The 26,847-nt window shown below is 60.9% G+C and carries 30 protein-coding genes and 1 pseudogene; 13 read left to right on the plus strand and 18 right to left on the minus strand.

Translation table 11 applies throughout. The features are described 5' to 3' along the window. Position 1: 1 nt before the first annotated feature. Entirely contained in the window at positions 2–742 is a 741-nt protein-coding gene (locus tag ACA065_RS29670; protein ID WP_497692630.1) for a penicillin-binding protein activator LpoB, read from the plus strand. Positions 743–879: 137 nt separating this feature from the next. Here ACA065_RS29670 and ACA065_RS29675 read toward each other — a convergent pair whose 3' ends face one another. The 3 genes from ACA065_RS29675 to ACA065_RS29685 all read right to left on the minus strand — a co-directional run bounded on the left by ACA065_RS29675 (position 880) and on the right by ACA065_RS29685 (position 4,083). Then, the gene (locus tag ACA065_RS29675) at positions 880–1,512 is read right to left on the minus strand and encodes a LysE family transporter (RefSeq protein ID WP_497692631.1); all 633 of its coding nucleotides are present in this window, start codon (positions 1,510–1,512) and stop codon (positions 880–882) included. An 88-nt stretch (positions 1,513–1,600) separates the two neighbouring features. Beyond that, complete coding sequence (locus ACA065_RS29680; RefSeq protein WP_497692632.1) at positions 1,601–2,173, minus strand: mechanosensitive ion channel domain-containing protein; 573 nt, start codon at positions 2,171–2,173, stop codon at positions 1,601–1,603. Then, positions 2,173–4,083: an ATP-binding cassette domain-containing protein gene (locus ACA065_RS29685; RefSeq protein ID WP_497692633.1), complete on the minus strand. Its 1,911-nt coding sequence runs from the start codon at positions 4,081–4,083 to the stop codon at positions 2,173–2,175. Before ACA065_RS29685 ends, ACA065_RS29680 begins: the two co-directional genes overlap by 1 nt. Before the next feature lie 50 nt (positions 4,084–4,133). Here ACA065_RS29685 and ACA065_RS29690 point away from each other — a divergent pair, with 50 nt between their 5' ends. Continuing rightward, positions 4,134–4,598, plus strand: a complete 465-nt coding sequence (locus ACA065_RS29690; protein WP_497692634.1) for a TIGR02444 family protein — start codon at positions 4,134–4,136, stop codon at positions 4,596–4,598. On the opposite strand, the gene ACA065_RS29695 is transcribed toward ACA065_RS29690, so the two are convergent. Continuing rightward, complete coding sequence (locus ACA065_RS29695; RefSeq protein ID WP_497692635.1) at positions 4,595–5,878, minus strand: AlgP family protein; 1,284 nt, start codon at positions 5,876–5,878, stop codon at positions 4,595–4,597. The two genes, ACA065_RS29690 and ACA065_RS29695, sit on opposite strands and share 4 nt — an antisense overlap. Before the next feature lie 192 nt (positions 5,879–6,070). Here ACA065_RS29695 and ACA065_RS29700 point away from each other — a divergent pair, with 192 nt between their 5' ends. Continuing rightward, positions 6,071–6,748 (plus strand): FKBP-type peptidyl-prolyl cis-trans isomerase, encoded by a 678-nt coding sequence (locus tag ACA065_RS29700; protein ID WP_497692636.1) that lies wholly within the window; start codon positions 6,071–6,073, stop codon positions 6,746–6,748. Positions 6,749–6,800: 52 nt separating this feature from the next. Here the strand turns inward: ACA065_RS29700 and rsd are convergent, their stop codons facing one another. The 8 genes and pseudogenes from rsd to ACA065_RS29740 all read right to left on the minus strand — a co-directional run. Further along, positions 6,801–7,259, minus strand: coding sequence for a sigma D regulator (gene rsd / locus ACA065_RS29705; protein ID WP_497692637.1), 459 nt, complete (start codon positions 7,257–7,259; stop codon positions 6,801–6,803). A 210-nt stretch (positions 7,260–7,469) separates the two neighbouring features. Then, complete coding sequence (locus ACA065_RS29710) at positions 7,470–7,991, minus strand: disulfide bond formation protein B (protein WP_497695440.1); 522 nt, start codon at positions 7,989–7,991, stop codon at positions 7,470–7,472. Positions 7,992–8,227: 236 nt separating this feature from the next. Next, positions 8,228–9,469: a heme biosynthesis protein HemY gene (locus ACA065_RS29715; RefSeq protein ID WP_497692638.1), complete on the minus strand. Its 1,242-nt coding sequence runs from the start codon at positions 9,467–9,469 to the stop codon at positions 8,228–8,230. 5 nt (positions 9,470–9,474) lie between these two features. Beyond that, on the minus strand, positions 9,475–10,590 hold the full coding sequence (locus ACA065_RS29720; protein WP_497692639.1) for a uroporphyrinogen-III C-methyltransferase: 1,116 nt from the start codon (positions 10,588–10,590) through the stop codon (positions 9,475–9,477). Positions 10,591–10,631: 41 nt separating this feature from the next. Continuing rightward, positions 10,632–11,381 (minus strand): uroporphyrinogen-III synthase, encoded by a 750-nt coding sequence (locus tag ACA065_RS29725; protein ID WP_497692640.1) that lies wholly within the window; start codon positions 11,379–11,381, stop codon positions 10,632–10,634. Further along, on the minus strand, positions 11,378–12,319 hold the full coding sequence (hemC, locus tag ACA065_RS29730; protein WP_497692641.1) for a hydroxymethylbilane synthase: 942 nt from the start codon (positions 12,317–12,319) through the stop codon (positions 11,378–11,380). The genes ACA065_RS29725 and hemC overlap by 4 nt, the downstream gene beginning before the upstream one ends. A gap of 138 nt (positions 12,320–12,457) precedes the next feature. After that, entirely contained in the window at positions 12,458–13,204 is a 747-nt protein-coding gene (locus tag ACA065_RS29735) for a LytR/AlgR family response regulator transcription factor (RefSeq protein ID WP_497692642.1), read from the minus strand. After that, positions 13,201–13,317 (minus strand): annotated as a pseudogene (locus tag ACA065_RS29740) (sensor histidine kinase); the annotation flags it as partial. The gene ACA065_RS29735 and the pseudogene ACA065_RS29740, both read right to left, overlap by 4 nt. A gap of 389 nt (positions 13,318–13,706) precedes the next feature. Between ACA065_RS29740 and argH the strand changes: the two are divergent. Beyond that, positions 13,707–15,101, plus strand: coding sequence for an argininosuccinate lyase (argH, locus tag ACA065_RS29745; protein ID WP_497692643.1), 1,395 nt, complete (start codon positions 13,707–13,709; stop codon positions 15,099–15,101). Between the two features lie 109 nt (positions 15,102–15,210). Here the strand turns inward: argH and ACA065_RS29750 are convergent, their stop codons facing one another. Continuing rightward, the gene (locus tag ACA065_RS29750) at positions 15,211–15,870 is read right to left on the minus strand and encodes a glutathione S-transferase family protein (protein ID WP_497692644.1); all 660 of its coding nucleotides are present in this window, start codon (positions 15,868–15,870) and stop codon (positions 15,211–15,213) included. A 126-nt stretch (positions 15,871–15,996) separates the two neighbouring features. Between ACA065_RS29750 and ACA065_RS29755 the strand changes: the two genes are divergently transcribed. From ACA065_RS29755 to ACA065_RS29765, 3 genes are all read left to right on the plus strand, one after another. After that, positions 15,997–16,281 (plus strand): hypothetical protein, encoded by a 285-nt coding sequence (locus tag ACA065_RS29755; RefSeq protein ID WP_497692645.1) that lies wholly within the window; start codon positions 15,997–15,999, stop codon positions 16,279–16,281. A 153-nt stretch (positions 16,282–16,434) separates the two neighbouring features. Further along, positions 16,435–16,689: a TIGR02647 family protein gene (locus ACA065_RS29760; RefSeq protein WP_497692646.1), complete on the plus strand. Its 255-nt coding sequence runs from the start codon at positions 16,435–16,437 to the stop codon at positions 16,687–16,689. 169 nt (positions 16,690–16,858) lie between these two features. Beyond that, the gene (locus ACA065_RS29765; RefSeq protein WP_497692647.1) at positions 16,859–19,699 is read left to right on the plus strand and encodes a class I adenylate cyclase; all 2,841 of its coding nucleotides are present in this window, start codon (positions 16,859–16,861) and stop codon (positions 19,697–19,699) included. 11 nt (positions 19,700–19,710) lie between these two features. On the opposite strand, the gene rnk is transcribed toward ACA065_RS29765, so the two are convergent. The 3 genes from rnk to cyaY all read right to left on the minus strand — a co-directional run bounded on the left by rnk (position 19,711) and on the right by cyaY (position 20,809). Next, the gene (gene rnk, locus ACA065_RS29770; RefSeq protein ID WP_497692648.1) at positions 19,711–20,124 is read right to left on the minus strand and encodes a nucleoside diphosphate kinase regulator; all 414 of its coding nucleotides are present in this window, start codon (positions 20,122–20,124) and stop codon (positions 19,711–19,713) included. Between the two features lie 131 nt (positions 20,125–20,255). Beyond that, a complete protein-coding gene (locus ACA065_RS29775; protein ID WP_177016671.1) occupies positions 20,256–20,474 on the minus strand; it encodes a DUF1289 domain-containing protein in 219 nt (72 codons plus the stop codon). Positions 20,475–20,476: 2 nt separating this feature from the next. Further along, positions 20,477–20,809 (minus strand): iron donor protein CyaY, encoded by a 333-nt coding sequence (gene cyaY / locus ACA065_RS29780; protein WP_497692649.1) that lies wholly within the window; start codon positions 20,807–20,809, stop codon positions 20,477–20,479. 238 nt (positions 20,810–21,047) lie between these two features. On the opposite strand from cyaY, the gene lptM reads away from it, so the two are divergent. The 6 genes from lptM to ACA065_RS29810 are packed head-to-tail and all read left to right on the plus strand — an operon-like array spanning position 21,048 to position 25,624. Further along, entirely contained in the window at positions 21,048–21,209 is a 162-nt protein-coding gene (lptM, locus tag ACA065_RS29785) for an LPS translocon maturation chaperone LptM (protein ID WP_074851643.1), read from the plus strand. 9 nt (positions 21,210–21,218) lie between these two features. Next, the gene (gene lysA, locus ACA065_RS29790) at positions 21,219–22,466 is read left to right on the plus strand and encodes a diaminopimelate decarboxylase (protein ID WP_497692650.1); all 1,248 of its coding nucleotides are present in this window, start codon (positions 21,219–21,221) and stop codon (positions 22,464–22,466) included. Positions 22,467–22,469: 3 nt separating this feature from the next. Beyond that, positions 22,470–23,300 carry a diaminopimelate epimerase gene (dapF, locus tag ACA065_RS29795; protein WP_497692651.1) on the plus strand — a complete coding sequence of 277 codons (831 nt, stop codon included), beginning with the start codon at positions 22,470–22,472 and terminating at the stop codon, positions 23,298–23,300. Positions 23,301–23,313: 13 nt separating this feature from the next. Further along, positions 23,314–24,030 carry a DUF484 family protein gene (locus ACA065_RS29800; RefSeq protein WP_497692652.1) on the plus strand — a complete coding sequence of 239 codons (717 nt, stop codon included), beginning with the start codon at positions 23,314–23,316 and terminating at the stop codon, positions 24,028–24,030. Between the two features lie 2 nt (positions 24,031–24,032). Further along, positions 24,033–24,932 (plus strand): tyrosine recombinase XerC, encoded by a 900-nt coding sequence (gene xerC / locus ACA065_RS29805; protein ID WP_497692653.1) that lies wholly within the window; start codon positions 24,033–24,035, stop codon positions 24,930–24,932. Continuing rightward, entirely contained in the window at positions 24,929–25,624 is a 696-nt protein-coding gene (locus ACA065_RS29810) for an HAD family hydrolase (RefSeq protein WP_497692654.1), read from the plus strand. Before xerC ends, ACA065_RS29810 begins: the two co-directional genes overlap by 4 nt. A gap of 205 nt (positions 25,625–25,829) precedes the next feature. On the opposite strand, the gene sutA is transcribed toward ACA065_RS29810, so the two are convergent. Together sutA and ACA065_RS29820 are read right to left on the minus strand one after the other, a co-directional pair. Further along, entirely contained in the window at positions 25,830–26,162 is a 333-nt protein-coding gene (sutA, locus tag ACA065_RS29815; protein WP_448653723.1) for a dormancy-specific transcriptional regulator SutA, read from the minus strand. 101 nt (positions 26,163–26,263) lie between these two features. After that, positions 26,264–26,689 carry a secondary thiamine-phosphate synthase enzyme YjbQ gene (locus ACA065_RS29820; protein ID WP_497692655.1) on the minus strand — a complete coding sequence of 142 codons (426 nt, stop codon included), beginning with the start codon at positions 26,687–26,689 and terminating at the stop codon, positions 26,264–26,266. Positions 26,690–26,847: the final 158 nt, after the last annotated feature.

The raw sequence follows: 26,847 nt of genomic DNA on the forward strand, positions 1-26,847 counted from the left end.
AATGCGTGCATGGATCGGCATGATCGGCCTGTTGTGCGCCTTTGGCGCCTCGGCCGCCCCGAAGATCGCGGTAACCGACCTGGCCTATGAGGCGCAGGTTGAGGAGTACATCCACGCGGTGTCGGCCAGCAATAACTTCCAGGCCAGCGCTTACCACGCCAGTGGCGCGTCGAACTACAGCGAGTATGAGAGCCGCACCCGCTATATCGAACAAACCGAGCTGCGTAAATTCAGCGGTGATATCAAGGGCGAGATTCTCAAGTCGCACCAGTTCCAACTGGTGCAAGGCACGCCCTATACGGCCGATGCGAAGGGCGACGTGTATGACGTGATCAAGCGCATCAAGGCCGGCAACTTCAAGGGCGCGGACTACGTGCTGTTCGGCACGCTGTCAGACATCGACTTCACCCAGGACATCAACGCCCTGGACCACACCAATAGCTATTCGGCCGTGCTCGGCCTGACGCTGGTGGCAGACTTCAGCCTGATCAATACGCGCACCTTCGAGATCACCTCGGCGTTTACCGCCATGGGCGAAGGCCAGGACACCAAGCTGGTGAACAGCCGTGATGCGCGCGTGAGCCTGAACCGGCCACGGGTGGTGAAGGAAGTGTCGAAAGCCTTGGGTGAGGATGTGGCACGCCAGCTGGCGGAGCAGTTGGGTGGCGGGTATCAAGACCCGGGCCAGCCTGCGTTGCGCAATAACCTGCCAAGGGATGAAGCGCCGAAGATCTTGCGCTGAGCCCAGACGGTCCGGCTTGCACCTATCAATGTGGGAGCTGGCTTGCCTGCGATGCGAGCACCACGGTGTAACTGATACACCGCGGTGATGCTATCGCAGGCAAGCCAGCTCCCACATTTTTTATCTGGTTTCGTCAGTTACGCCGTTGCGCGATGCAAGCTGGCGAGAAACCCCGCAGCCCCAACAAACAACCCGGCAAACGTGCGGTTCATGCGTTTTTGCTGCTTAGGCGTACGCAACAGGCGCAAGACCTTCGACGCCAGCCCCGTGTAACCCGCCATCACGATCATATCGACGCTGATCATGGTCGCGCCCAGGATCAGGTATTGGGTCAGCAGCGGCGCGTGCGGGTTCACGAACTGCGGCAGCACCGCCAGCATGAACACCAGGGCTTTAGGGTTGCTCGCATTGACCAGGAAACCTCGAAACATCATCGCCAGCGGCTTGCCGATCGGGCGAATCGCCGCGTCGTCGCTCATGTCCATGGGCAGGGCACGCCATTGCTTGATCGCCAGGTACACCAGGTACGCCACGCCAAACCATTTGATCGCATAGAACGCATTGGAAGACGCCGCCAGAATGGCACCGAGGCCGCCCGCGACCACGGCAATTTGCATCGCCAGGCCCAGTTGCAGGCCAATGGCATTCCAGTAACCGCGCAGGAAACCGTATTGCAGGCCGCTGGACATCGAAGCGATGGCACCGGCGCCGGGGGAAAGGGAAATGATCCAACTGGCCACGAAGAAGGCCAGCCATGTGTCGAGTGCCATTACACACCTCAGGGGTCGAGTTAGCGGTTGTACCTAAAGCTAACTCCACCGCCCAAAGGCTGGCTATCTATTTTTAAGGCGGCCGAGGTTAACGGTCGCCCGGAAACATATGGGCGCCGGGCCAACGCCGCACCGAGCGCTGGAAGAACAAGCTGTTAGGCACCTGCACCATCGCACTGTCGGTGCCTGCTTCTTCGACTTCGATCAGCGTGGTGTAAAGCAGGTTGATCGCCACGACCCGGCCTTTTACGCCGGGTTTGTCGACGGTATCCACCAGCTCGACGATGTCACCGAGGCGGAAGGGCCCGACAGTGAAAATCAGAATGGCGCACAACAGGTTGGACAACACCGACCACATGGCGAAGAACGCCACGGCAGCCACCGCGACAAACCCCGACAGCGCCGTCCACAACACCGTGGCGGACACACCGAGGCGGCCCAGCACGAAGATCAGCGCGCTGCCCATGATCAGCCAGCGCAAGCCGCCGCGCAGAGGCATCAGCAGTTGCGGCGGGAATGGGTAGCGCTCACCCAGGCGAGTGAGGCCTTTGGCGACGAAGCGTTGGGCGAGGTAGCCGGCCAGCAGGATCAGCAGGATTTGCACGCCGACCCACGCAGGCTCGACCCACTGTGTCGGCAACGGCAGCTGCAGCGCTTCCATCAGGACAGCGCCTCCAGCTCCGCTTGCAGGCTTTCGAGCAGTTCGAGGGCTTCCATCCAGATTTCCTCCAACTGGCCTTCACGCACCTTGAGCTTGGCCTGTTCGGCCAGCAGGTCGCGCAGCTCGTCCTTGCGCGCCGCCTCGTACACGGCGCTGTCGCCCAGGCTGGTTTCGATCTTGGCCAGGCGCTCGTGCACCTTGCCCAGCTCGGCTTCCAGCTTATCGGCTTCGCGCTTGTGCGGCGCCAACTGCTGGCGCAGGGCGGCGGCGGCTTGGCGCTGGGCTTTTTTGTCGGTTTTGTCCGGGTTGACCGGCGTGTTGCTGGCCGGCGCGTTGCGCAGGCGGTAATCCGTCAGCCAGCGCGCGTAGTCGTCCAGGTCGCCGTCGAACTCTTCGACTTTGCCGTCAGCCACCAGCAGGAAGTTATCGGTGGTGCTCTTGAGCAAGTGGCGGTCGTGAGACACCACCAACACCGCACCGCTGAATTCCTGCAGGGCCATGGTCAGCGCCAGGCGCATTTCCAGGTCCAGGTGGTTGGTCGGTTCGTCGAGCAGCAGCAGGTTCGGGCGGTCCCAGGCGATCAACGCCAGGGCCAGTCGGGCCTTTTCGCCACCGGAGAAATTCAGCACCGGCTCATCAATACGCGCGCCACGGAAGTCGAAACCGCCGAGGAAGTCGCGCAAGGTTTGCTCGCGCTCGGTCGGCGCCAGGCGTTGCAGGTGCAGCAGCGGACTGGCCTTGGCGTCGAGGGAGTCCAGCTGGTGCTGGGCGAAGTAACCCACCACCAGATTCTCGCCACGGGTCAGGCGACCGGCCAGCGGCTGCAATTCACCCGACAGGTTCTTGATCAGCGTCGACTTGCCCGCGCCGTTAGGGCCGAGCAAACCAATGCGCGCACCCGGCGTGAGCTGCAGCTTGACCTTCTCCAGGATGGTTTTGTCGCCGTAACCCAGGCGTGCATCCGACATATCCAGCAACGGGCTTGAGATCTTGACCGACTCGCGGAACACAAAGTCGAACGGCGAATCGACGTGGGCTGCCGACAGCTCTTCCATGCGCTCCAACGCTTTGATGCGGCTCTGGGCCTGGCGCGCCTTGGTGGCCTGGGCCTTGAACCGGGCGATGTAGCTTTCCATGTGCGCACGTTGCGCCTGCTGCTTCTCGAAAGCCTGTTGCTGCTGGGCCAGACGCTCGGCACGCGCACGTTCGAATGCGGTGTAGCCGCCACGGTAGAGCGTGATTTTCTTTTGTTCGACGTGGGCAATGTTGTCGACCACGGCGTCAAGGAAATCCCGGTCGTGGGAAATCAGCAGCAAGGTGCCCTGGTAGCTCTTGAGGAAATCTTCCAGCCACAGGATCGCATCGAGGTCCAAGTGGTTGGTCGGTTCGTCGAGCAGCAACAAGTCCGACGGGCACATCAGCGCCTGGGCCAGGTTCAGGCGCATACGCCAGCCACCGGAAAAGTCGGCGACCGGGCGATCCATCTGCTCGTTGGTAAAACCAAGACCGGCCAGCATCTTGCGGGCGCGGGCGTCGGCGGTGTAGCCGTCGGCACTGTCGAGTTCCGAGTGCAAGCGGGCCTGGGCGGCACCGTCCTGGGCTTTCTCGGCCTCGGCGAGGTCGTGTTGCACCTGGCGCAAGCGCAGGTCGCCATCGAGCACGTAGTCGATGGCGATGCGGTCCAGGGTGTCGATCTCCTGGCGCATATGGGCGATGCGCCAGTCCGCCGGCAGCAGGCAGTCCCCGGAATCCGGGGTCAGTTCACCCAGCAACAGGGCGAACAACGTGGATTTGCCGGCGCCGTTGGCACCGATCAGGCCGGCTTTGTGACCGGCGTGCAGGGTCAGCTCGGCGTCTTCAAGAAGACGTTGCGGGCCACGCTGTAATGTTAGGCTTTGAAGTCGGATCATAATGGCGGCGGAGTCTACCAGCTTCGTTCGCCGCTGGCTTGGGTGTGAATATGTGCGCTGACCTGTGGAGCTTTGCCCTCTCGACTTACGCCCGCTCAGGGTGCGAGGCCGCTTGCCTGCGCTTGCAGGCACAAGGGGCGGATGTGTGCCTGTTGCTCTGTGGCGCCTGGCTGGAGCAGCGCGGTGTGGCGTCGACAGCCGAACGCGTGCAGGCGCTGCAGCACATTGCGCAGCCATGGCAGACAAACGTGGTCGAACCCTTACGGCAGGTGCGTATGCAGTGGCGAGCCATGGCGCAGCAGGATGCGCAATTGGCGGCGTTACGCGAACGGGTCAAAGCCATGGAGCTGGAGGCTGAACGGCAGTTGCTGATGCGCCTGGAAGCGCTGGCACAAGCATGGCCGATCGGAGAAAGCGAGGGTCAACAAGAATGGCTTGAAGGCTTGGCGACCGAAGCCGCCAACCTTGACCGCGACGCGCTGCAGTCGCTGCGCGTCGTGGCCACCGGCACTTAGGAAGCGCTGGTTGGGGTGGTGCTTGGCGCTACCGGTGCAGCGGTGCTGCTGGCCGATGCGGTTGGAGCGGTGGACGCTGCCGGGGTAGCAGCCGGAGCTGCTGGGGTTGCTGGCTTGGCCGGTGCAGGCTTGGCGGCAGCAGGTTTGGCAGCTGGCTTAGCGGCTGGTTTCGCAGCTGCAGGTTTAGCGGCTGGCTTGGCGGCTGGTTTTGCAGCAGCAGGTTTAGCGGCTGGCTTGGCAGCTGGTTTTGCAGCAGCAGGTTTAGCGGCTGGCTTGGCAGCTGGTTTTGCAGCAGCAGTTTTAGCGGCTGGCTTGGCAGCTGGTTTTGCAGCAGCAGGTTTAGCGGCTGGCTTGGCAGCTGGTTTTGCAGCAGCAGTTTTAGCAGCTGGCTTGGCAGCTGGTTTTGCAGCAGCAGTTTTAGCGGCTGGCTTGGCGGCTGGTTTTGCGGCAGCGGTTTTAGCAGCTGGCTTGGCGGCTGGTTTCGCAGCAGCGGTTTTAGCAGCTGGCTTGGCGGCTGGCTTTGCAGCAGCGGTTTTAGCCGCTGGCTTGGCGGCTGGTTTCGCAGCAGCGGTTTTAGCAGCTGGCTTGGCGGCTGGTTTTGCAGCAGCAGTTTTGGCAGCTGGCTTGGCGGCTGGTTTTGCAGCAGCGGTTTTAGCAGCTGGCTTGGCGGCTGGTTTTGCAGCAGCGGTTTTAGCAGCTGGCTTGGCGGCTGGTTTTGCAGCAGCGGTTTTAGCAGCTGGCTTGGCGGCTGGTTTCGCAGCAGCGGTTTTAGCAGCTGGCTTGGCGGCTGGTTTCGCAGCAGCGGTTTTAGCAGCTGGCTTGGCGGCTGGTTTCGCAGCAGCGGTTTTAGCAGCTGGCTTGGCAGCAGCTTTTGCCGGCGTACGAGCGCCCAACACTTTAGCCACGGCTTCTTTCACACGACCAACGCCCTGGGCCAGTTTCAGGCTTTCCTGAGCATCTTTTTTGAGTTGGGAAATGTACGTGCGGGTTTCAGCTTGACGATCCTTGAGGGCGTCGAGCAGGTCCTCAAGTTCTTTGACGGCGCCTTTGGCTTTGGCTTGAGCCTTGGCCTTGCCGGCAGTAGCGGCGTCTTGCAGTTTGGTGCGGGATTTGTGCAGCTTTTCTTGCGCTTTACCGCGTTGTTTTTCCAGTTTGGCGAGCAGTTTTTCTGCATCGGCCAAGGCTTGGGAACACGCGCTTTCCAGATGTTCGAGCAAGCTGCCCGAAAGTTGTTGGAGTAAATGCAACGGGGTATTTACAGGCTTCTGTTTGGCCGACATGGTTTACCTCCTGGCTGACGTGGGTGCGGCTCATACTAGCCCTCTGCTCTTACCGCCGCTAGGGCATGTTGACAGTATCGTTTGCCTTGCGTTGCACCGTGAGTAAATTCTTATCGATATAACAAAAAACTGCGGCACTTTTTGCGCGCTCACGCTGGCATAATCCGTCGCACTTTCGGCGGGAGAATGCTTATGTCGCGTTACCTTTTTCTAGTGCTTGGCTTGGCAGTTTGCGCGGCCAATGCGGGTGAACAATCGCCGCCAAAAACCATTACCCAAGACCCACACGACCTTGCCTACAGCCTGGGTGCGAGCCTCGGCGAACGCTTGCGCCAAGAGGTTCCCGACCTGCAGATCCTGGCCCTGATCGACGGCCTCAAACAAGCCTATCAGGGCAAGCCACTGGCGCTGGATAACGCACGCATCGAACAAATCCTCGCCGAGCACGAAGCACAAAACGCAGCCGACGCGCAGGCACCGCAAAGCGAAAAAGCACTGGCTGCCGAGCAACGATTTTTAGCCAAGGAAAAAGCCGCAAGCGGCGTGCGTGAACTCGCGGATGGCATCCTGCTCACGGAGTTGAAGCCTGGCAGCGGCAGCAAGCCGCTGGCCAGTGATGAAGTGCAAGTGATCTACGTGGGGCGGTTACCCGACGGGACCGTCTTCGATAAGAGCGCGCAACCACAATGGTTTCGCCTGGACAGCGTGATCAGTGGCTGGAGCAGCGCCCTGCAACAAATGCCGGTAGGCGCCAAATGGCGGCTGGTGATTCCCTCGGCCCAAGCCTACGGCGCCGACGGTGCGGGCGAGTTGATCCCGCCGTATACGCCGCTGGTGTTCGAGATCGAATTGCTCGGCACCCGCCATTGACCCAATAAAAAACGGTGCGCAATGCGCACCGTTTTTATCTCGCCGTAAAAGGTCAGGCCTGGGTGGCCGCCTCTTCCTTATGGGCGTTGTGCAGCACTTCGATCAGGCAGTCTTCCAGTTCGAAACGCTCGTGTAGCAATCCACCCAGCTCTTTGAATTTTTCAGCAACACATTTGCCGGCATCACACAGGTCGGTGAAGGCCAATAAATTCTCGGTGATCACATCAATGCGCGGGTAAATGGTCTCGGCCAGGTCCAGACCCCGCTGATCATCAAAAGCTTGCGCCTCCTTGGTCAGTTGCTCGTAGACACCGAAATGGCCGGCAGACACGTAGTCCACCAGCACACCACAGAAATCCTGCAATGACTCGCGATTCTCAGCCAATGCCTCAGGCTTGGCGCCGAGAGCATCAAAGGCCCGAACCAGTTCGTGACGTGCCTTCAACCAGCTGTCGATCAGCTTGTGCACCCCACCCCAGCGTTCCTGAGCATTCTGACAACTTTCCAGCATGATGATCTCTCTTCCCTATAGGGGGCGCTGCCGCTCTGTGCCCGCGCAACACTTCAAGGATAAAGCGGCAGCCGGACAAGGCCGCATCTGACAAACGGTTTCGATAATGCGTGCGGGCCAGATTATGCCCGCATGACTATGGCTTCAAGGTACGCAGGAGAGAAAGTTCATACAAGTGTTTAATCCCCTCCTACAAACTGCGACGCGCTTTTAGTGCCTTGCAAGGCCCAAGCGGCGGCTCAATAACAGCGGTGAAAACTGCACGATGCCCAGGATCAGCATCGCCATGAAGAACAACAAGCTCCACTCCGGAAGGCTCAGGTCAAACAGTGTCCAGTTGAGCTCCACGCAATCGACAGTGCCTTTGACGGTCAATTGCAGCGCCTGCCAGAGCGACAGATTTTCGATCATGTATTGCAGGCTCGGCCAGCAATCGGTGGCCTGCTCGGGCGCGGCATTTTGTAGCAGTACCTGACGCACGGCAGTGATGGCGCCGAGCAACGCACAACCCATGCTGGCCAGCCCATAAAGGTAGGCCGCAGAGCGTTTTGGGCTGTGAAACGCAGCAATCAGATTGATCAGCGTAAAGGCTGCCAGAAAGATGCGTTGCACCTGGCAAAGGAAACACGGACGGAGCAGCGCGCCATACTCAAGATAAAAAGACGCACCCAACGTCAGCGCACCTGCCATGAACGCCAGGAGAAACAAGGAGCGTGAAGGGGCCAAAGACATTGTTATCCGTACCGCAAGAGATAGGCCGTTACGGTAGAGGAAAGGCCTGGCTCCTTTCAATACGCGCCAGAGCAGACTATTCCGCGAGAACACAGGGATATGCCGTCAGAACCTGGATGACTTCGAGCAGCCAACAGTAGGAATTTATTACGTAGCGCTCTAGACCCAGCGTTTACACAGTAACGGAGGGTTGGTCCTCAGATGCGTCTGAGCCAACCCTCGCACTTTTTCCTACTTCAAACTCGTGCAGGAACGGGTAACGGTGAGGCCAGCAAACGGCTGTCCAACAGGCCCAGGCCTTCCTGGAACAATTGGTTGCTGCGCTCGGTGTCGCCCAATTGAGCCAGTAGACGCGCCAGCTCAGCACAGGCCTCAGGATTGCGCTGCGCCTGCAGGCTGCTTTCCAAGTAGTCCCGCGCCTTGCCCCACAAACTGTTTTGCAGACACAGGCGACCCAGGGTCAGCAGCAAGCTGGCATCACCCGGATGATCCTTCAGCCAGCCCTCGGCAAATTTCAATTGCCGGGCTGGGTCTGCGCCACGCAGCAAACCGTAAAGCCGGATCAGATGGCTGTCATAACCGCGCTTGATCGCGCTACGCAGTGCTTCTTCGGCCTTGGCATCGGCACCCAATCGACGCAGTTGCTCAGCGTACGCCAGCACCAGTTGCGGCTCCTGGCGCTGGGCGGACGTCAGTTGCTCCCAAGCCCGGTCCAGAGATTGCAAACCGGCTTCGCCTTGCTCTTCACGCAGGGCAGCCAAACCCAGGTTTTCACCCCAGGCACGGCGTTCCAGCTCGGCCAGCTCGCTGGCGGGCAAGACCTTGTCCTTACGCAGCTCCGGCAGCAAGCGAATCACTGACGACCAGTCGCCGCGCTGTTGATGCAGGCGCTGCAACTGGCGCAAGACTTGTGGGTTATGGGGGTGACGCTCGTGCATCGCCTGCAGGGTGACCAAGGCACCGTCAGTATCGCCACGGTCCATCTGCAATTGCGCATGACTCAGGGCGACAGCCAGTTCAGCCTGGGGTTGGCGCTCCAGGGCGCGCTCCAGCAAGCCATCAGACTCTTCATAACGGCCCTGCTCATTGGCCGCACGTGCTGCGCCGAGGTAGTACAACAATGGCTGGCGCTCGGCTTCGGCCGCGCGGTGCAGGTGGCGTTCGGCGCTGGCCCAGCGGCCTTCGGCGAGGTCCATCTGGCCCTGCTCGATTGCAATTTGTACCCGACGGCTACGGTTACGCCGCGACCACGGGTTGACCACGCCACCGGAGGTGGTGACCAGGCTAATCAGCACACGGATCAGGTAGATCGCCAAGCCGACGGCAAACACCGCCACCAGTGTGGCCCACAGGCTCGACTCGTAATGCAGCACATGCGGATAGGTCACCAGCACGTAGCCGGTGTGCTTGGAAATGCCCACGGCCAGTGCCAGGGCGATGGCAATTGCCAGCACCAGGATCACATAGAAACGCTTCATCAGCTCTACTCCTTGGTCGCCGGCGAACCCGCCGACGCCTTGGCTTCATCGGCAGACAGATGACGGCGTTCAAGGTAGGCCTGCACGGCCGCCAAACTGGTAGCCAGGTCCGGCGTGACCACCGAAACGGCCTTGGGCTCAAGCTCGGCAATACGCGCCAGCATCGCCTTGCTCTGCGGGTTGTCCTGGTTGAAGTTGTCCTGCAGCACGCTGCGCGCTTCACCCAACGACCGGCTGTACACCGCCGTTTCACCATTGAGCGCTGCCCATTGTGCCTGCTCCAAAGCCAGGCTCAGGGCCAGGCGCACCTGGTTCAAGCCTTGGCCGGCGAGCAGCGGGCGAATGTTGTCGTCTGGGTTGAAGTCGATGCGGAAGTAGCGGGAAATCTGCTCCCACCATTGGCGCCAGCGGCTGTCTGTATCAGTGCTCGGACGCCCTTGGGCAGCCGGCTCGGTGAGCTGGTATTCCGGCGCGATAGCCGCCAATTGCACGACCTGATCACGCAAGGCCGCCAGTTGCAGGTACAGCCCGGTGCGGTCCGGCTGCTCGGTACTGCGCAGCGCGGCGAGGCTCTTGGCCAGCTGCTCACGCGCGGCATAGGAACCCGGATCGCTCTGCTCGCGCAGAATTTCGTCGGCGCCCTGGACCAGCGCTTGAGCACTGTTGATGTCCTGCAGGGCCGACAAGCGCAAGCTGGCCAGGCGGATCAAGTGCTCGGCTTCGGCCAGGCGCCAGTCCTGGCGGCTGGCACCCAGCACGGTCTCCAGACGCTGGCTGAGGCGCTGCTGATCCCCCTGCAACTGCGCGACCAGACGGCGACGCTCCTCCAGCTCATCGGCTGCAGGCAACTGCGCCAGGCGAGCGCTCAGCTGTTGCTGGCTCTGCTTGAGTGACTGGGCTTGATCATCGAGGGTCTGCACCTGGCCCAGCTGTTGCTGGCTGCTGGCTTGCAGGGCGCGGACCTGCCAGATGCCCCAACCACCGGCGGCAACACCGGCGGCACCGAGCAACAAGGCTACGATTGCCAGGCCATTGCCACGGCGTGGCGCGGTGACAGGTGACTCAGCCGGCGCATCAAGTACGGGCTGGGCTTCATCTTTAGGCAAGGCTGTTTCGCTCACGTATCCGTCCTTTGCGTATCAGAGAGTGGGCGCGGCATGCCTCATAAGGCACCCCTGCGTAACGCCACTAACAAAGCCGCGGCACTCGCGCCGCGACAATCCACAACTTTTCCTGCGCCAGCGGCCCGCGCCATTTCACAAACCCGCGGGCTGGGCACGAACAACGGCAGCTGCGCCACCTCTGGCCAATCTGCGCCGGCCAAGGCTTGCAGGTGCAAAAAACCCTGCCCACTGCTGACCACTACGCCATTCAAGCGTTCCAACTGGATGCGTTGCATCAGCACCCCGGCGTCGTAAACCGGTAGAAAACGACGATACAACTCCAGGTAGTCGACACTAGCACCTTGCTCGCGTAAACGCTCAGCCAGCAGCTCCCTTCCACCCTCGCCACGCAGGATCAGCACCCGAGCACCGGGGCGTGCGATAGCCTCGCGCAAGGCCGGCAATGCAAGCAAGGCCTCGCTGTCGTCGCCGGTTGGTGGACAGTGAACGTTGAGGCCGTGGTCGGCCAGTACCTGCGCAGTGCCGGCGCCGACGCTGAACCAAGGCAACTGCGTCCACGGCTTCCCCAAGTGGTGCAAGGCAAGTCGCGCAGCAGGTTTGCTGACCACAATGACCGCGCTGTAACAGCCCAGGTCACGAAAGACCGCCTGTTGCTTGGCCGTCACCGGCAAGGCTTCGATGTCCAGCAGCGGCAGGCTACTGCTGAAAATGCCAGCCTCGGACAACGTCGCGGCCAGGGCCAGTGATTCCTCGGCAGGCCGCGTCAGCAGCACACGCCAGTCGGTCACTGCGGGCCAGCCTCGCCGTAGACTTTCTGCAAAATGGCGCCAGCGCCTTTTTCCAGCAGTTCCTCTGCCACCTGAATACCCAGCGCAGTGGCATCCCGCTGTGGCCCGCGCACCTCGGCGGTGAGCAGCGTGCCACCTGCCGGGTCGCCGACCAGGCCACGCAGCCAAAGGTTTTCGCCTTCGAGCACGGCGTAGCAGGCGATCGGCACCTGGCAACCACCGTTGAGGTGTTTGTTCAGGGCACGTTCGGCCGTCACACGGATCTCGGTGTCTTGATGATCAAGGGGTTTGAGCAGGGCGTGAATCTCGCTGTCGGCGGTGCGGCATTCAATGCCCACAGCGCCCTGCCCACCTGCGGGCAAGCTGTCTTCGACGCTGATGGCCGAGGTGATTCGGTCTTCGAACCCCAGGCGAATCAGACCGGCCGCCGCGAGGATAATCGCGTCATACTCGCCGGCATCCAGCTTGGCCAGGCGCGTGTTGACGTTGCCGCGCAGAAAGCGAATCTGCAAGTCAGGGCGACGGGTCAGCAACTGCGCCTGGCGACGCAGGCTTGAGGTGCCGACGATACTGCCCAGGGGCAGCTCATCCAGCGATGCGTAAGTGTTGGAAACGAAGGCATCGCGCGGGTCTTCGCGCTCGCAGATGCAATACAGGCCCAGGCCTTCGGGGAAGTCCATCGGCACGTCTTTCATCGAATGCACGGCGATGTCGGCTTCGTTTTCCAGCAGCGCGGTTTCCAGTTCCTTGACGAACAAACCCTTGCCGCCAATCTTCGACAATGGCGAGTCCAGCAGCTTGTCGCCGCGACTGACCATGGGCACAAGAGAGACTTTGAGACCCGGATGGGCCTGCTCAAGGCGTGCTTTGACGTATTCGGCCTGCCACAAGGCCAGGGCGCTTTTACGGGTGGCGATGCGGATTTCGCGAGAGGACATGGATCAATCCGTACTGAATAGATACGGCAGATAATAACAGCTCAGGCAAATACGCTTTGATTTGAATCAGCAAGTGCGGGGCCTCCCTGGCCGCATCGCACCGGGATAAAGCATGCAGGCCTCGCCAAAGCCCTTGGGCTAAAGCTGCTGCATCATCTTGCGTACACCGGCGACATGGCGTCGGCTGACGATCAAGGCGTCGCCGTTAAGCCCTTTCAGGAACAACTGAAAGTGCCCAAGGGGGGTGCGCTGCAGGCGCTCTATTCGCTCGCGGGCTACCAGCGCGTTGCGGTGGATACGCACAAAGCGGTCGCCGAATTCATCCTCAAGGGCCTTGAGCGGCTCATCGAGCAGGACTTCGCCAGTCTCGTGACGCAGGGTCACGTACTTGTGGTCGGCGATAAAGTAGACCACCTGATTCAGGGGGATCAGCTCGATACCTTTACGGGTCCGTGCGCTGATATGGCTACGCGGCCCGTTGCCACTCTGCGCCGCTGGCTGGGTCAGCGCGGCGAGTTGGACGCGGTTGGGGCGCTCGGCCTTTTTCAGGGCCTTGAGCAGCGCCTCGGCGGTTACTGGCTTGGCGACAAAGCTGACACCGCTGTCTTCGAGTGTTTGCGCAGAAAACTCTTCTTGAGCTGCGCATAACACCACGGCAGGTGGCGACTCTCGCTCGCTAAGGCGGGCGGCCACTTGCAAGCCATCAAGGCCCGGCAGGCGAATATCGAGCAACACCACATCTGGCTTGAGGCTGTCGATCAGCGTCAACGCCTCCTCGCCGTTGGTGGCGCTCGGTTCAAGGACTGTATAACCCTCGAGTTCACTGACCAAACGGCTCAGTCGCTCGCGGGCTTGGGGTTCGTCATCAACGATCAGGACATTCATATTGCGCTGGATTCCTGCGTGAGTCTCGCACAAGGATAGCGTAGACAGGTGCGGTGACTTGCGTCACAGCGATCCACGCTAAGACTAGCGCGAGCGGCAAAAAGTGCCCCGGCAGCGGCACCCATATTTACCCGGACCTGTTCAATTGCGCCCAAGACCTGCTGCCTTCGGGCATCGTCGTAGGGTTTGCTGATACACAATCCGAATACCCCCCTTTTTAAATGGATAGTCAGGCTATGACCGCATCACCCGACTTTGGTGCATTCACCCTCTATCAGTGCAACTGTAGACGCTCGCTGAGACGATATTGCTCAATCGTCAAATATCGTTTCAATTAAGGCCTGTCTCCAGTCTCTTCCCGGACGCGTTCGGCGGCAAGGCACTTAGCCATCCTTCGCACAAATAAAAATGCCGACCACCCGCAGCACCGCCTCCACGGGCAACCCTGTTATTATCGGCGGCACACCTCCACGCCTCTTTTAAGCAGATCACGAGCGAATCCATGAGCACCGACAAGACCAACCAGTCCTGGGGCGGCCGCTTCAGTGAACCCGTCGACGCCTTCGTCGCGCGCTTCACCGCCTCCGTCACTTTCGACCAGCGCCTGTACCGCCACGACATCATGGGCTCGATCGCCCACGCCACAATGCTGGCCAAGGTCGGCGTGCTGACCGACGCCGAGCGCGACAGCATCATCGATGGCCTGACCACCATTCGCGGTGAGATCGAGGCCGGCACGTTCGACTGGCGCGTCGACCTGGAAGACGTGCACATGAATATCGAGGCCCGCCTCACCGATCGCATCGGTGTGACCGGCAAAAAACTGCACACCGGCCGCAGCCGTAACGACCAGGTAGCCACCGATATCCGCCTGTGGCTGCGTGACGAAATCGACCTGATCCTGGCCGAAATCACCCGCCTGCAAAAAGGTCTGCTGGAGCAGGCCGAGCGTGAGTCCGGCACCATCATGCCCGGCTTCACCCACTTGCAAACCGCACAGCCTGTGACCTTCGGCCACCACCTGCTGGCCTGGTTCGAAATGCTCAGCCGTGACTACGAGCGCCTGGTGGATTGCCGCAAGCGCGCCAACCGCATGCCGTTGGGCAGCGCCGCGCTGGCTGGCACCACTTACCCGATCGACCGCGAGTACACCGCACAACTGCTGGGCTTTGACGCTGTAGGCGGCAACTCCCTGGACGGCGTATCCGACCGCGACTTCGCCATCGAATTCTGCGCCGCCGCCAGCATTGCGATGATGCACTTGTCGCGTTTCTCCGAAGAACTGGTGCTGTGGACCAGCGCGCAATTCCAGTTCATCGACCTGCCGGACCGCTTCTGCACCGGCAGCTCGATCATGCCGCAAAAGAAAAACCCCGACGTGCCGGAATTGGTACGTGGCAAAAGCGGCCGTGTATTCGGTGCGCTGATGGGCCTGCTGACCTTGATGAAAGGCCAGCCGTTGGCTTACAACAAAGACAACCAGGAAGACAAAGAGCCGCTGTTCGACGCCGCCGACACGTTGCGCGATTCGTTGCGTGCGTTTGCCGACATGATCCCGGCGATCAAGCCCAAGCACGCGATCATGCGTGAAGCGGCCTTGCGCGGGTTCTCCACGGCGACCGACCTGGCGGACTACCTGGTGCGCCGTGGCCTGCCGTTCCGTGACTGCCACGAAATCGTCGGCCACGCTGTGAAATACGGCGTGGACACCGGCAAGGACCTGGCGGAAATGAGCCTGGAAGAACTGCGTCGGTTCAGCGACCAGATCGAGCAGGATGTATTCGCCGTGCTGACCCTGGAAGGCTCGGTGAATGCCCGCAACCACGTGGGCGGCACTGCGCCAGCGCAGGTCAAGGCTGCCGTTGTGCGTGGCCAGGAACTGCTCGCCAGCCGCTAAAACATTGTGGCGAGGGAGCTTGCTCCCGCTGGAGTGCGAAGCGCTCCCAAGATTTTGGGGCTGCTGCGCAGCCCAGCGGGAGCAAGCTCCCTCGCCACATAAGCAGTGCTCATTTCTTGGCAGCAATCATCGCCATAAACGCCGGCATCGCCGCTTCCCTGTCCGCCGCCACCTTCTGCGCGTTGGGCATGCCATGCAGTCGCTCCAGCAACGCTTTAGCCTTCGGCAACTCAGCCAGAAAATCCAGGCCAAACAGCTTCTCGCCCACCGCACAGGCGAGGTTAACGCTGTACATGAAATACAGATCGGCAATCGTAAAACTCTCCCCCGCCACATACGGCGCGAACTTGCCGTGCCTGCCTAAAGAGCCGATCCCCAATAGCAACTCGGCCTTGGATTTTTCCTTGATCGCCTCCGGCACCGGCATCCCGAAGAACGCCTCGGCGAAACACGCGCGGGCGGGCAATTCGATGTACAGCTCGATTTCCCTGCACAGCGCCAGCACCTGGGCCCGCTGGAAAGGCTCGGCGGGCAATAGCGAAGGGCCTTCCTGGGTGTGTTCGAGGTACTCGAGGATCACGCTGGTTTCATTGATAAAGCCTTGCTTGACGCCCAGCACCGGCACTTTGCCGCGCGGGCTGACGGCCAGGGCTTGCGGCGTCTGGCCGGCATAAAACGGCACCTCTTCAAACGGCAGGCCTTTCTCCAGCAGCGCCAGTTTGACCATGTTGTAGTAGTTGCTGACCGAAAATCCGTAAAGCTTGAGCATCGCGAATGCCTCCAGGCCGGGTGTGGGGTTGGCTGCAGAAGTTATAGAGCCTCGAACCCGCCCTGACCAGCAGCATCACCCACCTGAATGGGCGTAGACTGGCGCCCTTTCCTTGAGGAGCCTGCCATGAGCGAGCCGACCGATATCGACAACGACGAAGAAGAGTTCACCGAAAACACCCTGATCCAAGCCATCGAAAACCAGATCGAAAGCGACAACCCGCCAGCCGCCAAAGCCACTTTGAATAAACTGACGCTGGTGGGTTACGAGCGCGAAGAGATTCTGAATCTGATGGCTCACGTGTTGGCCGTGGAAATCGACAAGATGTTGGACGAAGACCGCGCTTTCAATACCGAATGGTACGAAACCGCGCTGCGAGCACTGCCTGAACTGCCGCCCGAAAACAACTGAATCGAGCACCTTTTGTGGCCTGGAAGCCTGCTTCCTCGCCACAAACCTGCGCCATATCAAGACCCACGACTTTCTCACTGGACAGCCCGGCAAAGTGCGTTCACCTTATGCCCTGCTAGCCTCTAATAAATTCTTAGAAAGTCTGGAGTCCTTATGTCGTATACCCCTGAGTTGGTTGCCGAACTGGAAATCCTTGCACTCTTCAACCTAAGCAGCTCCCAGGAAGGTCTGAAAGTCCACCAGACCGCCGCTCCCACTGCCATCGCCGCCGCCAAACGCCTGTTCGAGAAAAAATTGATCGACCAGCCGGACGGAGGCTACCTGACCAGCCTTGGCCGGGACGCCGCAGAGCAAGCCCAAACCCTGTTGACCATTCTGACCACCGCCACCACCAAACAAGCTGCCTGATACCTGATACCCGCCCATGGAGTCCGCTCTCTGCGGATTCCGAGGGCGTTGCCGTGGAAGACGCAAAATTCTGACGTCAGAAACCTTTTCCCTCTAAACCTCCTACGCTTCTGGCTGTAAACTCCTACACGGCCGCCCACGTCGGGCTCTGCGAGCCAACGACTTAGAAATGACCCGCACCCATGAAATCCGCCCCGACCTGGACGAAGGCATCGACCGCAAGGTGCTGGCCCAGCTGCGCGCGCGGTTCATGGCGCTCAATGAAGGCCGCATGGCCCGGGCCATCGAAGGGCTGACGCCACGCCAACAAAGCGTGCTGACCCTGTTGCCGCTGTTTTTCCACGTCAATCACCCGCTGCTGCCGGGTTATGTCTCGGGCAGTACGCCGGCTGGGCTGTCGAGTTTCGAGCCCGATGCCCAGGCCCTCACCGAAGCGCAGCGCCTGACCCGTTCGTTTTCCTATAAGCCACGTCATGGCAACCCACCCCGGCCGATCCACGGCCTGTTCCTGATGGGCAGCCTCGGCACCCTGGCCCAGGCGGATCAGAGCGACATGGACGTGTGGGTGTGCCACGCGCCAGACCTCGGTGACACCGAACTGGCCGAACTGCGCAAAAAGTGCCAGTTGCTGGAAGCCTGGGCCCTGACCATGGGCGCGGAGGCGCATTTTTTCCTGATCGAGCCAACGCGCTTTGTATTGGGTGAGCGCGACACCCAACTGAGCTCCGACGACTGCGGCACCACCCAGCATTACCTGCTGCTGGATGAGTTCTACCGCACCGCCATCTGGCTGGCCGGGCGCACACCGATCTGGTGGCTGGTGCCGGTGTACGAAGAAACCCGCTACGCCGAGTTCACCCATACACTGATTTCCAAGCGTTTTATCCGGGCCGACGAAACCCTGGACCTGGGTCACCTGGCCCACATCCCCCCCGGCGAATTCATTGGCGCGGGGCTGTGGCAACTGTTCAAGGGCATCGAGTCACCCTACAAGTCGGTGCTCAAGCTGCTGTTGACCGAGGTCTACGCCAGCGAACACCCGAACGTGCATTGCCTGAGCCTGCGCTTCAAGCGCGCGGTGTTTGCCAACCAAGTGGACCTGGATGAGCTGGACCCCTACATCGTGGTTTACCGCCGCATCGAGGAATACCTTAAGGCGCGCAACGAGCCGGAACGCCTGGAACTGGTAAGGCGCGCGCTGTACCTGAAGGTCAACCGCAAGCTCAGCGCCGGCCAACGCGGCACCAGCTGGCAGCGGTTGTTGCTGGAACGCCTGGCTCATGAATGGGGTTGGGACCAACGCCAGCTGGCCCTGCTGGACAGCCGTAGCCAGTGGAAAGTGCGCCAGGTCGCCTCCGAACGCCGTGCGCTGGTCAGTGAGCTCAATTACAGCTATCGCTTCCTCACTCAGTTCGCCCGCACCGAGCAGACCGCCAGCCTGATCAACAAGCGCGACCTTAACGTGCTGGGCCGGCGCCTGTACGCGGCGTTTGAACGCAAGGCGGGCAAGGTCGAGTTCATCAACCCCGGCATCGCGCCTGATTTGGCCGAAGACACCCTGACCCTGGTGCAATCGCCCAACCGCAAAGAGCCCGGCCAGCACCATTGGGGCCTGTACAACGGCAACCTCACGGCGCTGGAGTGGGAGCACTTCGCGCCAATCAAGCGCAGCCGCGACCTGCTGGAAATGCTCACCTGGTGCCACCGCAACGGCGTGATCGACAGCAGCACCCGCCTGGCGCTGCACCCGGGCGTCAGTGACATGACCGAATTCGAGCTGTTCAACCTGCTGGGCAGCCTGCAACAGACCATCGCCCTGCCCTTGGCCAGCGTCGATGAGGAGCGCCTGTTGCGCTCGGCGGTGCCGGAAGAAGTATTGCTACTGATCAACGTCGGCGTCGACCCGCTCAAGCATCACCGCGACTTGAATATCCTGATGACCACCGAGCGCACCGACTCCTTGAGCTATGCCGGTGTGCGCGACAACCTGGTATTGACCCTGGACCAGGTGACGCTCAACAGCTGGAATGAGGTGCTGGTCAGCCGCTACGACGGCCCCCACGCGCTGCTCGACTGCCTGCGCGACTACCTTAACCAACTGCCGTCGGACCACTTGCCACGCCTGCGGGTGCGCTGCTTCTGTCACAACCGTGCGCAGTTCATTGCCCAGCGCGTAGAGGAAATCTTCGACACCGCGCAGAACCTGCTGCTGGGCCAGGGCAATCACCGCTACCTGCTTCAAGTGCAGCAGCACTATCACGTGATGGAACTGATGCCAGGCCAGGCCACCCATGTGTCACTGCCGACCCAGGATGCCTTGATCGCCTACCTCAGCGAAGAACTGGCCAGTTACAGCCCGCTGCACCTGGACGCCATGGCCCTGGAAGACCATGACCTGGCACTGCTGCTACCGATGGGTCTGGCCGATTGTGTGCAGGTGTTCTATCGGGTCAATGAAGGCTTCGCCGAGCTGTATGTGCTGGATGAGTTCAACGCACTCTGGCAGCAACGCCTGCCGTTTCATGACGAGCAGAGCCTGTTGGCGCCGTTGCAGCGTTTTCTGCAGTCGGTCATCTATCGCCGCGAAGCGCTCTCGCCGCTGGACACGCACCAGCCGTTAGGCGAGGTGCAAACCTTGTACTACCAATTGTTGCCGTCCGGCAGCAATCGCGCACGCGGCATAGAACCTCGCCCCGCACCGCAGAACCCGGCCAATAAGCCGTTTTATGACGTGCAGGCGATTATCGGCAAGGCGGCGCCCGGCCAAGTGGGCATCACCTTGTACTGCAATCAGCGGGAGTTTTGCGAATTGGAGTTTGGCGACCAACTGTTTGCAGTGGTCGCCCAGGAAATCGTCGGGCAGCGCCGGGAACCCGAACGCTACCGCTGCTACATCACCGACCTGGACTTGTCCGGACTACTCGGTGATGTGCAAAGCCCAAGCAACTTGTATCTGCGCTACAAAGCTGAGCTGGAGCTGTCGCTGAATGCGGCGCTGAGCCAGATTTAGAGAGGCTCTTGTTACAGGGAAAATGCACCGCCATCTTTGGGCTGGCCATCAACACTGAGCAGCTCAAGCTTGAGGGTTTTGCCGCCGGGCGCTGGCCAGTCGATGTGCTGGCCTACTTGCAAGCCGAGCAACGCGCTGCCCACCGGGGCCAGGATCGAGATCTTGCCTTCGTCGGCATTCGCGTCCTTGGGGTAAACCAGGGTCAAGTGGTAGTCCTTGCCACTGCCTTGCTCACGGCAATGCACGCTGGAGTTCATGGTCACGACACCCGCAGGCACTTCATCGTGACCAACCACATCGTCGGCGCGGTCGAGTTCGGCTTGCAACGCTTCGACGCCGGGAAACTCGTCGCCCAAGCGGTCGATCAGTTGCTCCAGACGCTGCACGTCAAGACGGGTGAGGATGATGGAAGGTGCGGTGGTCATGATTCAGGCAGACTCCTTTTTTCTGCACAAAAAAGCAAAACCCCGCCAGGAAAAGGCGGGGTTCTCACGGACCTCGATGAGTTGAGGTGTACCCGGACACTACCACAGCGTCACAAATAAACAAGACGGCCTCAGGCGAGGCTCCGGCGCTGCTCGGCCTCGGCACAGATCACCCGGCGCCGGGCATCGTCGGCGGAGCGCCATTCACGGATGTCTTCCACGTGGCGGAAGCAGCCGAGGCAGACTTTTTGCTCGTCCAGGCGACACAAACTGATACAAGGTGACGGCACCGCCGGGCTGACATTGCTGAACAGCGGCTTGGGCGGGCGTACAGGTGCAGGCTGGGTCACGATCAAATCTCGTCGAAGTCCAGCTCGGCGCCGGCTTGTTCTTGAACCAGACGCGCGAGCATTTCGCTCAGCAGCTCGTCAGTGGTGTCGTGCGCCCAACGATTTTCTTCTTCGTCATATTCAAAGTGAAAACCACCCGAACGTGCCGCCAGCCATAGCTGACGCAGCGGCTCCTGGCGACTGAAGATCAGTTGGGAGCCGTTTTCAAATTTAACAGTCAGCACGCCGGCCGAGTTTTCCAGGTCAACGTCCAGGCCGCTCTCGTCGAAAATATCTTCCAGCGCCTGCTGGGTCGCATCCACCAGGTCGTGAAAACGGGCTTCGGTCAAACTCATTGTGGCAACCTCAAAAGTGTCTGGTTTTGCTCAAGCGCCGCACGATACGGGCGAGCCCCGCTGATTGCAAAGGATACCGAGTTCATTACCGATGGGGGTACGAAATATCCCCGGCCAGCGTAGCCTGCTTCCCAACTATCTCGGCGAACCCCCGCCGGACGGGTATTGCGGCGCATAGGCAAGCTGGCGGGTGGTCGGTATACTCGGGCGCAATTAATGCATATTCAAGGATTTCGCCATGAAGCGCCTGATCTCTTCCCTTGCTGCGCTCGTCGCGGTCGCTTGCCTCGTTAGTGCCTGTGGTCAAAAAGGCCCGCTGTACCTGCCCGATGACAGCAAAGATCCGAATGACCAGGCGCAAACGTCGCAATCCAAAGCGCACAAGCACGACACCTACTAAGGGAAACCCATGGACGCTTTTAACTACCGGGACGGCGAGCTGTTCGCGGAAGGCGTGGCGCTGTCCGCGATTGCCGAGCGCTTTGGCACCCCGACCTATGTGTACTCCCGTGCGCACATCGAAGCCCAATACCGCTCTTTCACCGACCCGCTGAACGGCGTTCCACACCTGGTGTGCTACGCGGTCAAGGCCAACTCCAACCTGGGTGTACTGAATGTCCTGGCGCGCTTGGGCGCTGGTTTCGACATCGTCTCCCGTGGTGAGCTGGAACGTGTGCTGGCTGCCGGCGGCACGCCGGACAAGATCGTGTTTTCCGGTGTCGGCAAGAGCCGCGAAGACATGCGCCGCGCCCTCGAAGTGGGCGTGCACTGCTTCAACATCGAATCCACCGACGAGCTGGAGCGCCTGCAGGTGGTCGCCGCCGAGATGGGTGTGCGTGCACCGATCTCGCTGCGCGTCAACCCGGACGTCGACGCCGGCACCCACCCGTACATTTCCACCGGTCTCAAAGAGAACAAGTTCGGCATTGCCATTGCCGACGCCGAGGACGTGTACATCCGCGCCGCGCAGTTGCCGAACCTGGAAGTATTGGGTGTCGACTGCCATATCGGCTCGCAACTGACCACCCTGCCACCGTTCCTGGATGCGCTCGACCGCCTGCTGGCGTTGACCGACCGTTTGGGCGAGTGCGGCATCTACCTGCAGCACATCGACCTCGGTGGCGGTGTGGGCGTGCGCTACCGCGATGAAGAGCCGCCGCTGATCGCCGACTACATCCGGGCCGTACGCGAGCGCACCGAAGGCCGCGGCCTGACCCTGATGTTCGAGCCGGGCCGTTATATCGTCGCCAACGCCAGCGTACTGCTGACCCAGGTCGAGTACCTCAAGCACACCGAGTACAAGGACTTCGCCATCGTCGACGCGGCGATGAACGACCTGATCCGCCCGGCGCTCTACCAGGCCTGGATGGATGTGACTGCCGTCAAGCCACGTGCTGGCGAAGGCCGCAGCTACGACATCGTCGGCCCGATCTGCGAGACCGGTGACTTCCTGGCCAAGGATCGTCAGTTGGCCCTGGAAGAAGGCGACCTGCTGGCCGTGCATTCGGCCGGTGCCTATGGGTTTGTCATGAGCTCCAACTACAACACCCGCGGCCGTGCCGCCGAGGTGCTGGTGGACGGTGATCAAGCGTTTGAAGTGCGTCGCCGCGAGACGGTAGCCGAGTTGTATGCTGGCGAAAGCCTGCTGCCGGAGTAAGCCATGCTGCTGCGTTTTACCAAGATGCACGGGCTGGGCAACGATTTCATGGTCCTGGACCTGGTCAGCCAGCACGCGCACATCCTGCCCAAGCACGCCAAACAGTGGGGCGACCGCCACACCGGCATCGGCTTCGACCAATTGCTGATCGTCGAGGCGCCGAGCAACCCGGAGGTGGATTTCCGTTACCGGATCTTCAACTCCGACGGTTCCGAAGTGGAACAGTGCGGCAACGGTGCGCGCTGCTTCGCGCGCTTTGTGCTGGACAAACGCCTGACCGCCAAACGCCAGATTCGGGTCGAGACCAAGAGCGGCGTGATCGAGCTGGATATCCGCAGCGACGGCCAGATCAGCGTCAACATGGGCGCGCCACGCCTGGTGCCAGCGGATATTCCGTTCCAGGCCACCGAGCAAGCCACGAGTTACGCGCTGGACGTTGATGGCAAAACAGTCGATATCGCCGCCGTTTCCATGGGCAACCCCCATGCCGTGCTGCGGGTCAACGACATCAATAACGCCCCCGTGCATGAACTGGGGCCGAAAATCGAACATCACCCGCGCTTTCCGGCTCGGGTCAATGTGGGCTTCCTGCAGGTGATCGACCGTTCCCGCGCGCAATTGCGCGTGTGGGAGCGCGGCGCCGGCGAAACCCAGGCCTGCGGCACCGGCGCTTGCGCTGCAGCCGTGGCCGCGATCAGCCAGGGGTGGATGGATTCGCCGCTGTTGATCGACCTGCCTGGTGGGCGTTTGTCCATCGAATGGGCAGGCCCTGGCCACCCGGTGATGATGACCGGGCCGGCCTCGCGTGTATACGAAGGACAGGTCCGTCTATGAGTGAGCAAAGCTAATGACCGATAAGCCTCAAGTACCCGCCGCAGCGTCCCCGAGCGAAAGTCTGGAGGCCGCTGCTGTCGCGGCGTACCTTGAGGCTAACCCGGACTTCTTCACCCAGCACGAAGAACTGTTGCCCGCCCTGCGTATCCCCCACCAACGCGGCGATACCGTGTCGCTGGTGGAGCGGCAGATGAAAATCCTGCGCGAGCGCAATATCGAAATGCGCCACAAGCTCTCGCACCTGATGGACGTGGCCCGCGACAACGACCGCCTTTTCGACAAGACCCGCCGTCTGATTCTTACCCTGATGGACGCTACCAGCCTGGAAGAAACGGTGATCGCCGTGGAAGACAGCCTGCGCCAGGACTTCCAGGTGCCGTTTGTGAGCCTGATCCTGTTCAGCGACAACCCGATGCCGGTAGGGCGCTGGGTCAGCGGTGGCGAAGCGCAAACTGCGATTGGCGGCTTGCTCTCGGAAGGCAAGACCATCAGCGGCACCCTGCGCGAGCATGAGCTGGACTTCCTGTTTGGTGCCGAACAGCGCAAGCAGATCGGCTCGACCGCCGTGGTCGCCCTCAGCCATCAAGGCCTGCACGGCGTACTGGCCATCGCCAGCCGCGACCCGCAACACTACAAAAGCTCGGTGGGCACGCTGTTCCTGACTTACATCGCCGAAGTGCTCGGCCGGGTTCTGCCGCGCTTTACCACCGCCCTGCGCGCGGTGCGCTAGCCATGGAACGGCAACTGGACGCTTATTGCGCTCACCTGCGCAACGAGCGCCAGGTGTCGCCCCATACCCTGGAAGCCTATCGACGGGACTTGAACAAGGTTCTGGCGTACTGCGAAAAACAACAGATCGGCAGCTGGAAGGCCCTGGATATCCAAAGCCTGCGCAGCCTGATCGCGCGGCTGCACCAGCAAGGCCAGTCTTCGCGCAGCCTGTCCCGCCTGCTCTCAGCGGTGCGCGGCCTTTATCACTACCTCAACCGCGAAGGCCTGTGCGACCACGACCCGGCCAATGGCCTGGCCCCGCCAAAGGGCGAGCGGCGCCTGCCCAAAACCCTCGACACTGACCGCGCCCTGCAATTGCTCGACGGCGCCGTTGAAGATGACTTCCTCGCCCATCGCGACCAGGCGATCCTTGAGCTGTTCTACTCCTCGGGCCTGCGCCTGTCGGAGCTGACGGGCCTGAACCTCGATCAATTGGACCTGGCGGACGGCCTGGTGCAAGTGCTCGGCAAAGGCAGCAAAACCCGCGTGCTGCCGGTAGGCAGAAAGGCTCGGGAAGCCTTGCAACTCTGGTTACCGCTGCGCCTGCTGACCAACCCCGTGGACGATGCGGTGTTTGTCAGCCAGCAAGGCCGACGCCTCGGGCCACGGGCGATCCAGGTGCGGGTCAAGGCCGCAGGTGAGCGCGAGCTGGGGCAGAACTTGCACCCACATATGCTGCGACACTCTTTTGCCAGCCATCTGCTGGAGTCCTCCCAGGACCTGCGCGCCGTGCAGGAGCTGCTCGGCCACGCCGACATCAAGACCACGCAGATCTACACCCACCTCGACTTCCAACATCTGGCTACGGTGTATGACAGCGCCCATCCACGGGCCAAACGCATCAAGGGCGGCGACTCATGAGTATCAAGCTGATCACCTTCGACCTGGACGACACACTCTGGGACAACGTACCCGTCATCATCGGCGCCGAAGCGTCGATGCGCGAGTGGTTGGCGCTCAACGCCACCAAAGTAGGCGACTTGCCCCTGGAGCATTTCGCCAGCCTTCGCCAGCAGGTGCTGGAGCGCCATCCCGAGCTCAAATACCGCATCAGCCTCCTGCGCCACCGGGTGTTGATGCATGCGTTTGAAGAAGCGGGTTATCCACAGCCTGAGGCCACGGAAATGGCGGACGTGTGCTACGAAGCGTTCATTCATGCTCGACACCAGCTCACGCCATTCCCTGAAGCCGAGCCGATGCTGCAGGCGCTGCGCCAGCACTTCTTGCTGGGGGTTATCACCAACGGTAATGCCGACGTGCAGCGTGTTGGCCTGGCGGACTACTTTCACTTTGCCCTGCGCGCCGAAGACATCGGCATCGCCAAGCCTGATGCGCGCTTGTTTCAAGAGGCGCTGCAACGCGGCGGTGTGGACGCCAGCCAGGCGGTGCATATCGGCGATCACCCAGGCGATGACATCGCCGGGGCGCAGCAGGCAGGGCTGCGTGCGGTGTGGTTTAACCCGACGGGTAAGGCCTGGGAAGCAGATAAGCGCCCGGATGCGCAAATTCGTAGCTTGAACGAGTTGCCGCCGTTGCTTCGCAGTTGGCAGTAACGCTATAGCCGCAACACTGAAAATCAAAATGTGGGAGCGGGCTTGCTCGCGAATGCGGTGTATCAGTCAGCCTATCAGTAACTTCAGACCGCTTTCGCGAGCAAGCCCGCTCCCACATTTGATTGGTGGTAACCCGTAGGATTTATTACAGGCATGAAAAAGCCCGCAGCGACGGCGGGCTTTTTCTTACAAGCGAGAGCTGACCTCAGATAGGACGGCTGCCGTACTTGTTATCCGGCTTCTTCGGTGGGTCTGCGACCACATTGGCCTCGACTTCCTGCACTTTGCCGCCTTTAGCGAGGAACTCTTCCATCGCACGGGCCAGCGCATCGCGCTCTTTGTTCTTGGCTTCAACGCTCGGCAGTTCATCTACCGAAACAGCGGCCTTGGCTTTGCCTTTGGCAACTTTGGCAGGTGCGTCATCGCCACCGTCATCGCCCTCGTCAGCAACGTCCTCAACGGCCGCTTCAAGACCCTCTTCGGTCTCGTCGTCGTCGCCTACTTCAAGTTCGTCGTTTTCCAGATCATCGTCGCTCATGTTCTACCTCATGACTTGCGAAAAGCAGATTAGTTATAGCCCAGCTTCACCCTCTGTCGAGGTTGCCGGAAAAAATTCACATCCACTGGATAACCAGTGGCTTATGCCCCATCACCGTGCAAGGTGGCGAGGACTTTACGAGCACCGCCATGATCACGGTGCTCGCCCAGATAAACACCTTGCCAAGTTCCTATCGCCAAGCGGCCGGCCTTGACCGGCAAACTCAGCTGGCAGCCCAGGAGACTGGCCTTGAAGTGCGCCGGCAGATCATCCGGACCTTCGTCGTTGTGTTCATATCCCGCCATGCCTTGCGGCACCAGCGCATTGAAAAAACGCTCGAAGTCACGACGAACCGCCGGGTCGGCATTCTCGTTGACGGTCAACGATGCCGAAGTATGCTGCAGCCACAAATGCAACAGGCCCACGCGACAAGCCTTCAATTCAGGCAAGCCGGCGAGCAACTCATCCGTTACCAGGTGAAAGCCCCGGGGCTTGGCCCGCAGGGTTATCAGGGTCTGTTGCCACATACAGTTCTCCGCCCATCGGCGCGCATTCTAGCGCGCTCAGGGAAAAAACAAAGTGCCGAATACGCCTACATGCATGTAAGACTTTTGCACACTGAAAAGTACCGTGTGCGCTCCATCACAAACTCTGCGCAAAAACCGGTACAGCGTCCTATCACTGA

It is taken from the genome of Pseudomonas sp. LBUM1640, from assembly GCF_059716225.1.